General features: G+C 57.1%; 14 protein-coding genes. 4 read left to right on the forward strand and 10 right to left on the reverse strand.

Annotated features, from left to right (window positions below; all coding sequences use genetic code 11):
• The coding region (locus WC683_15775) for a hypothetical protein (protein ID MFA4974070.1) at positions 1 to 1,673 on the forward strand (1,673 nt) is incomplete at its 5' end.
• A 125-nt stretch (positions 1,674 to 1,798) separates the two neighbouring features.
• On the opposite strand, the gene WC683_15780 is transcribed toward WC683_15775, so the two are convergent.
• On the reverse strand, positions 1,799 to 2,155 hold the full coding sequence (locus WC683_15780; protein ID MFA4974071.1) for a hypothetical protein: 357 nt from the start codon (positions 2,153 to 2,155) through the stop codon (positions 1,799 to 1,801).
• Between the two features lie 86 nt (positions 2,156 to 2,241).
• Between WC683_15780 and WC683_15785 the strand changes: the two genes are divergently transcribed.
• The 3 genes from WC683_15785 to WC683_15795 all read left to right on the forward strand — a co-directional run bounded on the left by WC683_15785 (position 2,242) and on the right by WC683_15795 (position 3,732).
• Entirely contained in the window at positions 2,242 to 2,601 is a 360-nt protein-coding gene (locus WC683_15785) for a M15 family metallopeptidase (GenBank protein MFA4974072.1), read from the forward strand.
• A 183-nt stretch (positions 2,602 to 2,784) separates the two neighbouring features.
• Positions 2,785 to 3,081, forward strand: a complete 297-nt coding sequence (locus WC683_15790; GenBank protein MFA4974073.1) for a hypothetical protein — start codon at positions 2,785 to 2,787, stop codon at positions 3,079 to 3,081.
• A gap of 483 nt (positions 3,082 to 3,564) precedes the next feature.
• The gene (locus WC683_15795) at positions 3,565 to 3,732 is read left to right on the forward strand and encodes a hypothetical protein (protein MFA4974074.1); all 168 of its coding nucleotides are present in this window, start codon (positions 3,565 to 3,567) and stop codon (positions 3,730 to 3,732) included.
• Between the two features lie 191 nt (positions 3,733 to 3,923).
• Here WC683_15795 and WC683_15800 read toward each other — a convergent pair whose 3' ends face one another.
• The 9 genes from WC683_15800 to WC683_15840 form a co-directional block, all read right to left on the reverse strand.
• Positions 3,924 to 4,826: an RNA polymerase factor sigma-32 gene (locus tag WC683_15800; protein ID MFA4974075.1), complete on the reverse strand. Its 903-nt coding sequence runs from the start codon at positions 4,824 to 4,826 to the stop codon at positions 3,924 to 3,926.
• 10 nt (positions 4,827 to 4,836) lie between these two features.
• Positions 4,837 to 6,117 (reverse strand): dihydroorotase, encoded by a 1,281-nt coding sequence (locus WC683_15805; protein MFA4974076.1) that lies wholly within the window; start codon positions 6,115 to 6,117, stop codon positions 4,837 to 4,839.
• A 16-nt stretch (positions 6,118 to 6,133) separates the two neighbouring features.
• Entirely contained in the window at positions 6,134 to 7,072 is a 939-nt protein-coding gene (locus WC683_15810; protein ID MFA4974077.1) for an aspartate carbamoyltransferase catalytic subunit, read from the reverse strand.
• A 19-nt stretch (positions 7,073 to 7,091) separates the two neighbouring features.
• Positions 7,092 to 7,631 carry a bifunctional pyr operon transcriptional regulator/uracil phosphoribosyltransferase PyrR gene (pyrR, locus tag WC683_15815; GenBank protein ID MFA4974078.1) on the reverse strand — a complete coding sequence of 180 codons (540 nt, stop codon included), beginning with the start codon at positions 7,629 to 7,631 and terminating at the stop codon, positions 7,092 to 7,094.
• 155 nt (positions 7,632 to 7,786) lie between these two features.
• A complete protein-coding gene (gene lepB / locus WC683_15820; GenBank protein ID MFA4974079.1) occupies positions 7,787 to 8,536 on the reverse strand; it encodes a signal peptidase I in 750 nt (249 codons plus the stop codon).
• 9 nt (positions 8,537 to 8,545) lie between these two features.
• Positions 8,546 to 10,342 carry a translation elongation factor 4 gene (gene lepA / locus WC683_15825; GenBank protein ID MFA4974080.1) on the reverse strand — a complete coding sequence of 599 codons (1,797 nt, stop codon included), beginning with the start codon at positions 10,340 to 10,342 and terminating at the stop codon, positions 8,546 to 8,548.
• Positions 10,343 to 10,354: 12 nt separating this feature from the next.
• Positions 10,355 to 11,116 (reverse strand): SPOR domain-containing protein, encoded by a 762-nt coding sequence (locus tag WC683_15830; GenBank protein ID MFA4974081.1) that lies wholly within the window; start codon positions 11,114 to 11,116, stop codon positions 10,355 to 10,357.
• Positions 11,109 to 12,821 carry an arginine--tRNA ligase gene (gene argS / locus WC683_15835; protein ID MFA4974082.1) on the reverse strand — a complete coding sequence of 571 codons (1,713 nt, stop codon included), beginning with the start codon at positions 12,819 to 12,821 and terminating at the stop codon, positions 11,109 to 11,111. The genes WC683_15830 and argS overlap by 8 nt, the downstream gene beginning before the upstream one ends.
• A partial coding sequence (locus WC683_15840) for a pitrilysin family protein (protein MFA4974083.1) occupies positions 12,818 to 14,131 on the reverse strand: 1,314 nt, incomplete at its 5' end. The genes argS and WC683_15840, both read right to left, overlap by 4 nt.

Below are 14,131 nucleotides of genomic sequence, written 5' to 3' on the forward strand. Positions count from 1 at the left end.
GAAAAGTAAGCGGAGAACGCAAGGTAGAAGAGTGGGGCCGAGACAATCCCATAATGGCTGCGCTTAACGCTGTTGGCAGGGGGGCAATGGTCGCAGGAAAACCGCTCGCAGCTTTTGCGGGCGCGAATATTGACGCGGCGCTGTCTCACTTGCAGGGCAAACCCTATGACATTAGAGATTTCGGTAAGTCTTTTGAGCGCGTAGCCGGTAAGTCCGATGAGGTTGCAAAGGATATGGAGAGGAGTTCTCCTTGGTCTGCCGGTATTGGCGCTGCAATTCCATCGGTTGCTATGGGCGGGCTGGCTCAGAAAGGCGCGAGCGCGGCGTTATCAGGCTTGGGAGGTAAGGCTGGTTGGCTGGCAAAAAGTGCTGGGACAGGTGCGGCAACGAATGTTGCGATGGGGCAAGCCTTGGAGGGTGGCAACGCGGAGTCAATTCCTTTACAGGCGGCTCTGGGGGCAATACTCAATCCCGTTGCCGAAGGCGTGTCATGGACAGGGGGGAAGATTTTTGACGCTGCGAAATCTTTGAAACCTGTGCATAAAGCTAAGGCAGCGATTGATGCTATTCGACAATTGCTTGGCGGGCGAAGTGCTGCGGGCAAAGAAGAAACAGGAGCACTATTGAAGCAAGCTCTTTATGAGAACCCCGAGGCTGTAGGCGCAGAGCATGGCAAATTATTTGAAAAACTTTTTGGAGGTAAATCTGGAAAACAGACCATAAGTCAGGCTCCGAGATCGACTATAAATAGAATATCCAAAGACCTGACTGCTACTGGTTATCTTGATGATGCGGGAAATGTAACTGGCTATGCTGATGAATACGGGTTGAAGGGTGGGCCAAAACTTTCAAAGGCCGCGCAAGATGAAGCTGCCAACATCTTGAAGGAATTGCGCACTAACCCAACGCGAAAGGGTATTTATAATCTCAAACAGGTCTTGCAGGAAGGCGGGAAGTTTGGAAAAGACGTTACACAGGGAAGCGAAGCGAAATATATGCGTTCGCTTCAGAGGGAATTGAACGCCGATATAGATGCGATGCTTGAACGTGAGATAGGGAAGGATACTAGATTGGCTTTTCAAAAATCACGCAAAGGGCTCAGTCAAGTGCTTCAAAAAACGGATGAAGCAAAGGCAGCTCTTGGATTAGGAAACAAAGCGGGAAGTGAAGTTGACGAATCATATTTGACTAAGAAAATGCTCACTACAGCCAAGAGCAAACCTTCCGTAGCTGCTAACGTTAGAAAACTTGTGGGTGAGGAAGGCGCGGATAGTTTAAAGACACAATTTTTGAATGATATATTTGAAGACGCCTCTGTTAAAGGTGTAGGTTCCGAAGGTTACAATATTAGTGCGCTAGTTAAAAGACTCAAACAAGGCGAAGCTGGCATGAGTCCTTATCTCTCGGAAGCAGACAAAACCCTTCTTGGTCGAGTTGCAGGAGAGGCAGAAAAAGTGGCGGCTAGTGGCGGCAAACAATTAGCACCTGAAGTCGGAATTTTAAAAGAGTTTATCAATGCGGAAGGAATTGCAAAGCCAACGGCTAAAGCTTTGTGGCGTGCGGGCGGCAGACCTATTGCGCGGAAGGGCTTGCAGGGGGCAGGGGGACTTGCGGATGCGATTGAAGCGTTGTTACGTTATGGGGCTGGGCCATCTGTCGCGCTTTCTGATTAGAATGATACCATTTGAGAGCGGCGCACACGAGCAACATAATGAATAACGCAAACCAGTTGACTTTCGACATATCAAAGCCGGGTTCTATGATTGGTTTTTTGAGCATTATTATTTGGTCCTTTTTGCTAATATTTATTCCCCCTTTTAACGGGTGGTGGCTCTGGTAAAGAATTAATCTCACTTGAGAGCATTGATGTTCCGAGTGCGTCGCCGTTGCCATTTTCATAAGCAATTATACGTCGGCGACAATTTCTATCTGTTTTGGCATAGGTACGATCAAAATGATATGCTTCTGAACACCAATCAAGCGAAGGAAGTTTTTGTTTTTCTCTCTCTGTATTAGTTTTGGCAAAACTGGTTTGAAATTCTTGGCGAGCTTCTTTAGTTTTTGATGCGTGATATGCTCCACCGGCGACAAGAGCAGCGACGCAACTAGACATAAAAAATAGTGGTAGTAGTAAAACGATGATAGTTTTCTTCATAGCCCCTCCTCACGGTGAGGGGCTTTTTATTACACTTCTGACACATAGTCAAGTGTGACAGGAAGCACGCATAAACAGGGGGTTTCATGGCTTCCAGAAAACCCGAACAGTTAGCTCCTAAGTTACAGGCGGCGTGGAATGTGCTTGATAAGGAAATGTCTGAGGCCGGGTACGACGCGATACTGACCTGCACGCATAGAAGCAATGAAGAGCAGGACAAACTCTATGCACAGGGAAGATCGGAACCTGGCCCACGCGTGACCAATGCCAAAGCAGGGCAGAGCAAGCACAACTTAGTCCCGGCACAGGCTTTCGATATTGCGATCATGGTTAACGGGAAATTGGATTGGAATACGAGTGGGCCAGCATGGAAGAAAGCCGCTGAGATAGGGAAGAGACTAGGGCTCACGCAACTATCATTCGAGAAGGCACATTTTCAATTTTAGGAGGGTTTATGCGAAGTGGAATCAAAACGACAGAGTTTTGGGCTATGGCGCTAGTTGATATCGGCGCAATGTTTGGTCTGCTTGCGGGTATATACTCAGGTCATATCGCAGCGGCAATGATTGTATGCTCTACGATTGCTTATATAATCAGTCGCGGGATAGCAAAACGCAAAGGGGGTTGATATGATTATCCCTATACCTTCCAAGGCAACGATCTATGCTGCGGTAGGTGCTGCGGTGATCGTAGGCTTGGCGTGTGCGTTCTACGGGGCTTATCGTAAGGGTTACAACAGATGCCAAAATGAAGCACTCGCCGGACAGGTGGAGGCGATAAGTGAAGCGGAAAGGAAACATGAAGTCCTCGGGAAAATTATGCTGGAACGTGAGCGCGAAATTGCTGGTGGCGTTGATCTGCCTGAGCGCGTTAGTGAGCTGCTCTCAACCTGGCCTGATACGCCCCGTCCAGCACGCACGCCCTGAATTGGAACGCGTGGGCGTGAAGTCCTGCTACCTCATTGACGGCGTGACCTACTGTGAGATCGAGCGCGACCCCTTGCTCCGAAACGACTCAGCCCTCAAGAGCGAGGTTATCTATCTGCGCACCTCAGCTGCATGGGCCAACCCGGACCCTATAAATGATACCCGAACATCACAATAAGGAAGGGATCTGGATAGAGGACACCCCTAGAAACGCCTTTGAGCGCGATTATAAGCAATATATTGACACCCTTGAAGCTCACTTGTGCGATCAAGGGAAAGTCGTCTTTAGAGCCCTTATAAGGCTCGTAGATGCTGAATTGGATAGACTGCACACAGCCCCACCGGAGCCTCCAGGCTGCCCTCAGATAGACGATCAGGACCCTACGCAGGGTATCTAGCCCCCCAAAGACCCACCTGAAAAAATCGTAAAATAATCGAAAATAGTGCTTGCACAATTTAAGTCATATTGTTACAAAGTGAACCATGAAAGCGAAAGACAAAAGAAGCGTATCAGTCAGAGTCACACCGGCCGAGAAGGTTGCCATTGAAAAGGCAGCTCGTGAGGCAAGGCAGGCCGAGGGCAACTACGCCCTTCAAGCCATCGAGGAAAGAGTTAAGCGCGAAGGCAAAGAGTGGCCGGAAGTGAAATGACCTTGCAGTCTTTGAAAAGGGGTTTATAGTGCGGAATCTGATCGGGGGCGAAAACGTGGCAAGATCATCTCACAACGGCAACTCCCTTCCTTTTGACCAATTGATCGAACGTCGTAGAAGGTATATTATGTAAGGTTGGATTTGTCCATGATTTCCTTACTTACAGTCCACGCCCGGCTCCCCTTTCTATGTCAAAGGCTCAAGGTCTTGATTTCGATATCGCTCTGTTTCAAGAACTCCTTGAGCTTGCTTACGAGCCTTACTTCCAGTTGGCGCACGCGCTCCTTTGTGATGCCGTACTCGTCTGCGATCTCCTGCAGGGTCAGCGGAAGCTCGGCGAGCAGCCTCTCGGTGAATATCTTCCTGTCCCTGTCCGAGAGCTTGGCCGCAAACTCCCCGAACTTCTGTTTGAGCATGTCCTGGGTCTCGGCCTTTGCCATGCGCTCGTCCAAGGGCTGCTCGTCCATAGGCAAGAAATCCTGCAATATCGCCGCTCCTTCTCCCTGTTTCACGGGTGCGTCGAGCGAGTATTCAGGCATTGTCAGGCGCTTCTGCATGTCCACGACCTGCGACTCAGGCACATGCAGGCGCCTGGAGAGCTCCACGGGTGTCGCATAATAACCCATGGCCTCGATCTTCTCTTTTTCGCGCATGAGGTTGTAGAAGAGCTTCTTCTGCGCCTTTGTGGTACCGAGCCTTATGAGACGAAAGTTGTCGAGTATGTATTTGAGGATGTAGGAGCGGATCCACCACGAGGCGTAGTGACCGAGCCTCGCCCCCTTGTCTGGGTCGAAATTTTTGACCGCCTGCATGAGACCGATGCTGCCCTCCTGTATCAGGTCGAGCACATTGTGAAATGCGTTTCTGTACTCCATCGCAATCTTGACCACGAGCCTCAGGTGCGCTGCCACGAGTTTCTTCGCCGCGTCCACATCCCCCTCCTCATGGAAGAGGCGCGCCAACTCCTTCTCCTCCTCGCACGAAACAAGGGGATATGACTTCACCTCCTGGATATAGCGCGAAAGGGGATCTATTACCGATAAGGCGCGGTTGCCCGGCTCCGTGCCTGCTTGTAGTCTGCTGCTGTCTGTCATCATGATTCTCTCAGCTCGAATAGGCTATTCTGCCGCCGACTATCGTCCACTTGATTTTGCCCGTAACCCTGAGCCCGTCGAAGGGGGTGTTGTGCCCCCTGGAGATGAAGCGATCGGCCTGGACCGTCCATGATGAGGCTGGATCGAAGATGGTGACGTCGGCATCGGAGCCTGCCTTCAACGTGCCCTTGCCCTTGAGGTTCAGTATCTTCGCCGGCGCCGACGTCAGCGCCTCGATCATGCGTTTCAGCGTTATCTTTTTCTCGTTCACGAGCGCCAGCATGAGCGGCAGCATGGTCTCGAGACCCGAGATACCGAACGCGGCGTTCTCAAAGCCCATTTCCTTGTCCACTATGTTGTGCGGCGCGTGGTCGGTCGCGATGGCGTCGATGGTTCCGTCAGCGAGCGCCTTGATGAGCGCCGTGCGATCCGCCTCAGTGCGAAGCGGCGGATTGACCTTTGTGTTCGGGTCGAAGTCGGAGACCGCTTCGTCGGTGAGCGTGAGATGATGAGGGGTGGCCTCGGCGGTGACGGAGATACCCCTCCGCTTAGCGTGGCTGATGAGTTCGACCGAGCCCATGGTGCTCGCGTGCGCCACGTGCAGATGCGAGCCGGTGAGCTCGGCGAGCATGATGTCGCGCGCGATCATCGCCTCCTCCGCCACGGCAGGTATGCCATTGAGTCCCAGTTCTGTGGAGACCAACCCCTCGTTCATCACGCCTACGCCGGCGAGATTCCGATCCTCGCTGTGGGCGATGATGGGGAGACCGAACGCCTTCGCGTACTCCATCGCCCTCCTCATCACCCCGGCGTTCATCACCGGTTTGCCGTCGTCCGATATCGCGCAGGCGCCGGCGCCAGCGAGGTCGCCGATGTCCGACATGGCCTCGCCTGCGAGACCACGGGTAATCGCGCCGATCGGGAGCACATTGCAGGCGCCCTTCTCTCTCGCGCGGTCGATCACGTACTGGGCCACCGACGCGCAGTCTATCGCTGGCTCGGTGTTGGGCATGCAGCAGATCGTGGTGAAGCCGCCTGCAGCCGCAGCCCTGGTCCCTGACTCGATGTCTTCCTTGTACTCCTGGCCCGGGTCGCGCAGGTGCACGTGCATGTCGATGAATCCGGGTGAAACTATGCAGCCGGAGGCGTCTATCACCACTGCGCCCTCGGGCGCCTTCCTGGATTGCGTGAGCTGCGAAACCTTGCCATCTTCGATCAGCACCGAGAGCTTGGCGTCCGTCTTGGACGCCGGATCGATCACGCGGCCGCCTGTTATGAAGTAAGATGCCATAGAAAAACCTCCAGAGCTATTCGCCGCCGTGTGTATCGCCGAGCAGGAGATAGAGCACGGCCATCCTCACCGCCACGCCGCAGGTCACCTGGTCCAGGATCACGGACCTGGGGCCGTCGGCCACGGCCGCGGACAACTCGATCCCGCGGTTGACCGGACCCGGATGCATGATGATGAGATCCTCCCTCGCACCTTTGAGTTTCTCATCGGTTATGCCGAAGTAGCGCGCGTACTCCCTTCCCGAGGGGAAGAACTGCTCCCCCTGGCGCTCCCTCTGGACGCGCAGCAGCATGAGCACGTCGAGTTTCGGCAGCACCTCGCCGATGTCGTGGCACACCGTCACGCCAAAGGCCTCCTCCACCCCGAACGGTATGAGAGTCGGCGGGCCGCCGACGAAGAGTTCCATCCCCATTTTCCGAAAGAGCAACATGTCCGAGCGCGCCACGCGCGAGTGGAGTATGTCGCCGACTATGCCGACCTTGAGCCCTTTTATGCGGCCCTTTGCCTCGTTGATGGTCATGAGGTCAAGGAGCGCCTGCGTCGGATGCTCGTGCATTCCGTCGCCGGCGTTGATCACGTGGGCGTTCGTCGCCTCGGCCGCCTGCGCCGGGGCGCCGGCCACGCTGTGCCTGATGACGAGGATGTCCGGACGCATCGCCTCGATGTTGCGGACCGTGTCGAGGAGCGTCTCGCCCTTCCCCGCCATCGCGCTGCCCGACTTGCCGATGTTGCTGCTGTCCGCGGACAGCCTCTTCTCGGCCAGCTCGAAGGAGAGCCTCGTGCGCGTGCTGTCCTCGAAGAAACAGTTGATGACCGTGCGACCGCGTAGCGTCGGGACCTTCTTGATCGGCCGCTCGGAGATCTCCTTGAAGGAGGAGGCGGTCTGAAGGATCGTCAGCACGTCCTTCTTCGTGAGATCGTTTATCGAAAGTATGTGCCTCGTTGAGAGCCTCATCGAGAGCCTCCGGATCGTTTCATTTTTGTCTCTTCACCCAGATTTCGTTCCTGTCGTCTATGGGCTTCACCATCACCTTGACGTTCTGGTCCGCGGTGGTCTTTATCTTTTTGCCGACGTAGTCCGCCTGTATCGGCAGCTCGCGCCAGCCGCGGTCGATGACGACGGCGAGCTTGACGAAGCGCGGCCTGCCGAAGTCGATGATCGCGTCCATCGCCGCCCTGATCGTGCGGCCGGTGTAGAGCACGTCGTCGACGAGCACTATCCCCTTGCCGTCTATCGCGAACGGTATCTCGGTCGGCCTGACCACCGGCTGCTCGCTGACCTCGGAGAGGTCATCGCGGTAGAGGTTGATGTCCAGGCTGCCGACCTCCACCGGCTTGTGCTGTATGGATTCGATTTTGCGCGCGATCCAGTCGGCCAGCGGCACGCCGCGCGTGATGATACCGAGCAGCGCCACGTTCTCGGTCCCGTCGGAGATGATCTCCCGCGCCATGCGCGTGATCTCGGATTCCATCTCCTTTTCACTCAAAAGAGGTTTGCCCTTTGAATCAGCCATCGCATCTCTCCTTACAAAAAGACCCCCCCGGGATATTCGGGGAGGCCTTCATGTGCGTTGGTATAGATATTGTCATCGCCTTTCTTGGGCTGGGAGCCTTACTATGGGATATGGTCTAAGTCAATGAAAAACAAGAGATATGGGGGTAAACAATCCTATTCGATCCAACGGCCGAATTCGTGCCACCTGATGCCCCCGTGGTCCTTGTCCAGGGGGAGCCAGACGAACATCGCCTTGCCCTTGATGTTCTCGAACGGCACAAAACCCCACTCCCTGCTGTCGGAGGAGTTGTCGCGATTGTCCCCCATGACCAGGTAGTGGCCGGGCGGGACGACCGCATCGAAGCTTCCGCGCTCGCGTTCGCGCTCGTACTGGACCAGGTGGGTCGCCTCACCGTCCTGCTCCTCGAAGAAGTCGAAGTCGCGCCAACCGCGGACAAAGGGGATCGTGCGCTGCCTCCCGTTTCTGACCAAGAGCCTCCTGTTGTCGCCGGGGTAATCCGAGACCTCGACCGGCTGCCTCTTCATCCTCTCGCCGTTAGCCCACACGTCCCTGCCCTCGACGTGGATCCGATCGCCCGGAAGACCTATCACGCGCTTGATGAAGTCCTTGCCGCCGTCGACCGGAAAGATGAAGACCACGACGTCTCCCCTCTCCGGCTTGCCTAACTCCACTATGCGGTATTTCGTGAACGGTATCCGCAGGCCGTAGATGAACTTGTTGACGAAGATGTGGTCACCGATGGAGAGCGTGGGCAGCATCGAGCCGGACGGGATCTTGAACGCCTCTATCACGAACGCGCGTATGAGCAGCGCAACCGAGACGGCCAGTATGAGCGCCTCGGCGTACTCCCGTAACGCGCTCTTTTTCTTCTTCATGGATCCCTGCGTTATCTCTTCCGTCATGCTTTCCCCCTATCTCACTTTCAATACGCTGAGAAACGCTTCCTGAGGTATTTCGACGCTGCCGACCCTCTTCATCCTCCGCTTTCCTTCCTTCTGTTTTTCCAGGAGCTTTCGCTTCCTAGTCACGTCGCCGCCGTAGCACTTGGCTATGACGTCCTTGCGCAGGGCCTTCACCGTCTCGCGCGCGATCACCCGCGAGCCGATCGCGGCCTGTATCGCCACCTCGTACTGCTGCCTCGGGATCAGCCCCCTGAGCTTGTGCACAAGTTCGCGGCCCCTGTACTGGGCGTTCTCGCGATGGACTATCGTCGAGAGGGCGTCTACCGGGTCGCCGTTGATGAGCACCGTGAGCTTCACGAGCTTCGCCGGCCTGTAGCCTACGATCTCGTAATCGAGCGAGGCGTAGCCCCGCGATACCGTCTTGAGCTGATCGAAGAAGTCGAACATCATCTCAGCGAACGGCATGTTGTATTTTATCATCACCTGGTCGCGGCCGAAGTACTCCATGTTCGACTGCTCGCCCCTGCGGTCCTGGCAGAGCTGCATGATGGCGCCCAGCGATTCGTTCGGGCACATTATGGAGGCGAGCGCGTACGGCTCGCGTATCTCGTCGATCTGCGTGGGTTCAGGCAGCTTCGCCGGGTTATCCACGCGCACAATATCGCCCTGTGTAGTCAGGACCTCGTAGACGACCGTGGGCGCGGTGGAGACGAGCGTCAGTCCGTACTCCCTCTCCAGCCGCTCCTGCACTATCTCGATGTGGAGTGAACCCAAGAATCCCGCCCTGAAGCCGAAACCCAGGGCACCCGACGTCTCGGGCTCGTAGGTGAAGGAGGAGTCGTTGAGCCTGAGCTTCTCCATCGCCTCCTTGAGCTCCTCATACTGGCCCGGGTCGGTGGGATAGAGACCGGCGAAGACCATCGGTTTTACCTCGCGGAACCCGGGCAGAGGCTCGGCCGCCGGTCTCGCCGCACCGGTGACCGTGTCGCCGACCTTGGTGTCCGCAACCTGTTTTATGTTCGCCACGACCATGCCCACTTCGCCCGTGGATAACGTCTCCACGTCGCGCTGATGCGGATCGAATATGCCCAGCTTCTGCACTTCGAATTCCTTGCCCACGTTCATGAGCCTGATTTTCTGTCCGACCTCTATACTGCCGTCGACCACCCTCACCAGCGCAACAGCCCCGAGATACGCATCGAACCAGCTGTCGAAGATCAGGGCGCGAAGGGGTTTCTCTTCTGAACCGCGGGGCTGCGGGAGGTGTTTGACTATCGCTTCGAGCACCTCCTCCACCCCCTCGCCGGTCTTTGCGGAGACCGCTACCGCCATCTCGGAAGGTATGGCGAGCACGTCCTCGCACTGTTGGAGGGTCCCCTCGACGTCGGAGTTTGGAAGATCGATCTTGTTGATGACGGGCACCATCTCGACGTTGTTCTGCGCGGCCATGTGGGCGTTCGCCAGCGTCTGAGCTTGAACCCCCTGCGTCGCGTCGATGACCAGCAGCGCCCCGTCGCAGGCGGCGAGAGACCGGCTGACCTCGTAGTGAAAATCCACGTGGCCGGGCGTGTCTATCAGGTTGAACTCGTAACTCTTCCCGTCCTTCGCCTCATATTTGAGGCGCACCGCGCGCGCCTTGATGGTGATGCCGCGCTCGCGCTCCAGATCCATGTCGTCGAGGAACTGGTCCTTCTTCTCCCTCTGCGACAGTGCGCCGGTATACTCCAATATGCGGTCGGCCAGCGTGGACTTCCCGTGGTCGATATGCGCGATGATCGAGAAATTTCTTATATTGGATTGGGACATCTCAGATAATTCTCACTGCTCGTTGAGAACGACAAGGGCCTCGACATTCTCCTTTGCGGTGAATTCCTCCATGTATTTCATGGCGTCGTCGCGGTTCTCGAAGCCCCCGATGCGCACGCGATACCAGCGGCCGCGGTCCGGTATGTCCGCTATCATTATGAAGGCCGGGTATCCCCTGGCCTTCCATTTCTCAACTGACCTCGTGCCCTCGTCGATGTTGGGGTACGAGCCGATCTGGAGGGAATAACGCGCGTTATCGCCCGATTTGATGCGGATGACGCTTGAATCGCCGGCAGCCGGGGCCCGGGCCTCAGCAGGCATCTGCTCGATGTCAGGTGCGACGGGCCGGGGCGGCGGAGGTGCCTCTTCGGCGCGTTTCACGGTCACGACCTCGGGCATCGCCTCCCTGCCCCCCTGTGCCTGGCCGATCATCTCCTTGATCCGATCCTTGAGCTCAGGTGTGTTCGCCTTGGCCATCAGCTCGCCAGCCATTTTCGCGACCTCGGGGTCCTGGGTCGTGAGGACCCTGGAGCCTTCATTCGCTTCCCGCTCTCCGGTCCGCTCGACCTGGCCTGCCGCAATGTTCTCCAGTGCGACCGAAGGCGGCTTGTCCAAACCGAGGAGCCCCCTGCCGTAGCGCGCGCCCAGATAGAATACGAAGAAAAGGGTGAAGACCTCCAGCACGAGCAGAGCAAAGAATTGCCCAAACGTGAAGCGGCAGAAGAAACTCTCTGATTCTTCCCCCCTGCCTCTGTTGGGCATATAGCTAGACATCGAACTCCTCCTCTGCGCGCCCCATCTCCTCCGGTGCGGAAATTCCCAATATTCTCAAGGCATTTTGTAACACAATCTGTACGTTTTTCAAGAGATACAACTTGGCGATCGTCCTTTCAGGCTTTCCCCCCAAAACCATGTATTTCTCATCCGCCCTGCCCTTGCTGTAATAGGACTGGAGCATCCGGGCCAGCTCGAGCAGATAGAACGCGATCTTGTGGGGCTCGAGCTCTATGGCGCACTCCTCGACAACCCCCGGCAATGCCTGCGCGAACCGGGCCAACTTGGGCTCCTCAGGCAGATCGAGCTCCGATATCTTCACCTCGTCCGGTCCTGCCGCCGCAAGGCCCTTCTCAGCCGCCTTTCTGAAGATGCTGGCGATGCGTGCGTGCGCGTACTGTATATAATAGACCGGATTGTCGGCGCTCTGCTGCTTGGCCAGGTTCAGGTCGAAGTCCAACTGGGCGTTGTGCGAACGCATGAGGAAGAAATAGCGGCACACGTCCCTGCCGACCTCCCTGCGCACGTCCTCGAGGGTCTCGTACGTGGCGGAACGCGTGGACATGGAGACGATCTCGCCCCCCCTCATCAGGTTGACGAGTTGGATCAGCACCGCGTCGAAGCTTGCCGGGTTGTGGCCCAGCGCCTGAATACCCGCCTTCATGCGGGCCACGTAGCCTGCGTGGTCCGCGCCCCAGACGTCGATGACGCGTTCGAACCCGCGGTCGTACTTGTTCTTGTGGTAGGCGATGTCGGCTGCGAAGTACGTGAGCGCGCCATCGCTTTTCTTTAACACCCTGTCCTTGTCGTCGCCGTATTCGGTGGACTTGAACCAGAGCGCCCCGTCCTTTTCATACGTGCGCCCGTTCCTGGCGAGCCAGTTCAGCGTCGCCTCCACCATGGAATCCGTGTGCAGCTTGTTCTCGAAGAAGTAGACGTCGTGGACCACGCCCGTCTCAGCCAGATCGGCCTTGATCTCCGAGAGAATCCTTGTGCCGGCCTGCTCTCCCAGAAAATCGATCGCCTCCGCCTCGCCCATCTTCGAGAGGCGCTCGCCGTGCTGCGCTTTCATGTCCCTGGCTATCTCGACGATGTAGTGGCCCTGGTAGCAATCCTCCGGAAAATCCACGCGCTCGCCATCGAGTTCGCGGCAGCGCAGCCAGACCGACCTGCCCAGGGTCCTGATCTGGTTGCCTGCGTCGTTGACGTAATATTCCTTCGTCACTGCGAAGCCCGCTGCAGCGAGCACGTTAGCGAGCACGTCACCGTAGACGGCGCCGCGGCCATGGCCTATGTGCAGTGGACCCGTGGGGTTGGCGCTCACGAATTCGACCTGGGCCTTTCTGCCCCTGCCGATGTCCACCTTCCCGTAGTTCGATCCCGCATCATAGATATCGCGAAGCCCCTTGAGATAGAATGCGGGTTTGATGGTGAAGTTGATGAAACCAGGTCCAGCGATTCCGCACTGCGCGAGGTCCAGGGTCTCCTTCGGCAGACGCTCGACCAGCCTCTCAGCCAGCTCGCGCGGCTTTGCGCCTGTCTGAGCAGCGAGCACCATCGCGACATTCGTGGAGAAGTCGCCGTGCGCCTCTTGTTTGGGCACAGATATCTCTATCGCAGGCATGGCGCCGTCCGGGATCGTTCCGTCCCGTCGGCACACCGCGACGGCGGCCTCAATGAGCTCCGAGAGTTTCTTCTCGATCATCGCTTCTTTGCTCCCTTCCCTTTAGCTGCGCCGGCAGGTCCCACGACGACGATGCCCAAACCGTCAGGGTGGAGGTATTCCTTCGCGACTCTCTTCAGCTCTTTCTTGTCGGCACGCATGATCCCGTCGCGATAGACCCTCCAGTAGTCGTCCGGATATCCGAAGAAATGATAGCGCGCCCTCTGGTTCACCACGCCGAACGGCTGGTCGAAGAGGAACACCAGCCTCGCGAGCATCGAGCGCTTTGAAAAGTCGATCTCCTCGCGCGTGAAATCGCCGTCATCCGCGACCCTCCGTATGTGTTCGCGCACGAGCTCTATCGCCTTCTCGGCCTGGTTCGCCTTCGTGTCCATGGAGACTACGAAGGTCCCGTAGTCCTTGTCGGCGGTCATGCTGCTGTAGATGCTGTAGGCCATCCCCCTCTTCACCCTGATGTCCTCCATCAGCCTGCTCTTGAAACCGGACCCCCCGAGCACGTCGTCGAGCAGGGTCAGGGCGAATCTGTCCGGGTTGTCCCTGCGGATTCCCAGATGGCCCATGCGGATGAAGGACTGCGAAGTCCGCTTCTTCACATCCTCCCTCTTCTCCGCGAAACGAAGCTCCACCGGCTCGACCTGAGGCAGAACCACGTCGCCCGAAGGGGCGGATGTCGCGAGCTTTTCGAGAAGCACCTTCATCTTCCCGTAGGAGAAGTCGCCTGCCACGGCCAGGATCATGTTGTTCGCTTTGAAATACCTGTCGTGAAAATCGGCTATGTCCTTTGCTTTTATCCTTCCCAGAGAGCGCTTGTCAGGCCTCCTCGCCCACGGGCTCTTCTTTCCGTATATCATCTCGCGGAAGATACGGCTCGCCTGTTCGTCGGGGCTGTCGTCGCTCCGCAGGATCGCCTCCTCCATGTTCTTCCTAGCGGTCGCAAACCTCTTCTCGTCGAACTTCGGCCTGAAGAGCATGTCGAACATGAGGCCCATGCCTTCGTCCAGATCCTCGGAGAGCACGTTGAGCACGGCCACGGACATCTCGCGGCCGGCCGAGTTATCGAGCGAGGCGCCGAGATCGTCGAATCTCTTATCGAACTCTTCCGGGCTGAGGCTGCCGGCCCCTCCGGTCCGCATATGGGCCGCCGCGAGCGCGGCGAGCCCCACCTTGTCGGCCGGGTCGTATATTCCGCCGATCCTGGTTATGACCTCAGCCTTGACTATGGGAAGGGCGGTGTCCGACAGGAGATAACACCTCATGCCGTTCGAGAGATCCAGCACCCTGACATCAGGGGCGCTGACTTCCGGAAGCGCCGACCTCTCCAGATCCGCTAT

This window comes from bacterium (assembly GCA_041648665.1).
Classification (GTDB): domain Bacteria; phylum UBA10199; class UBA10199; order 2-02-FULL-44-16; family JAAZCA01; genus JAFGMW01.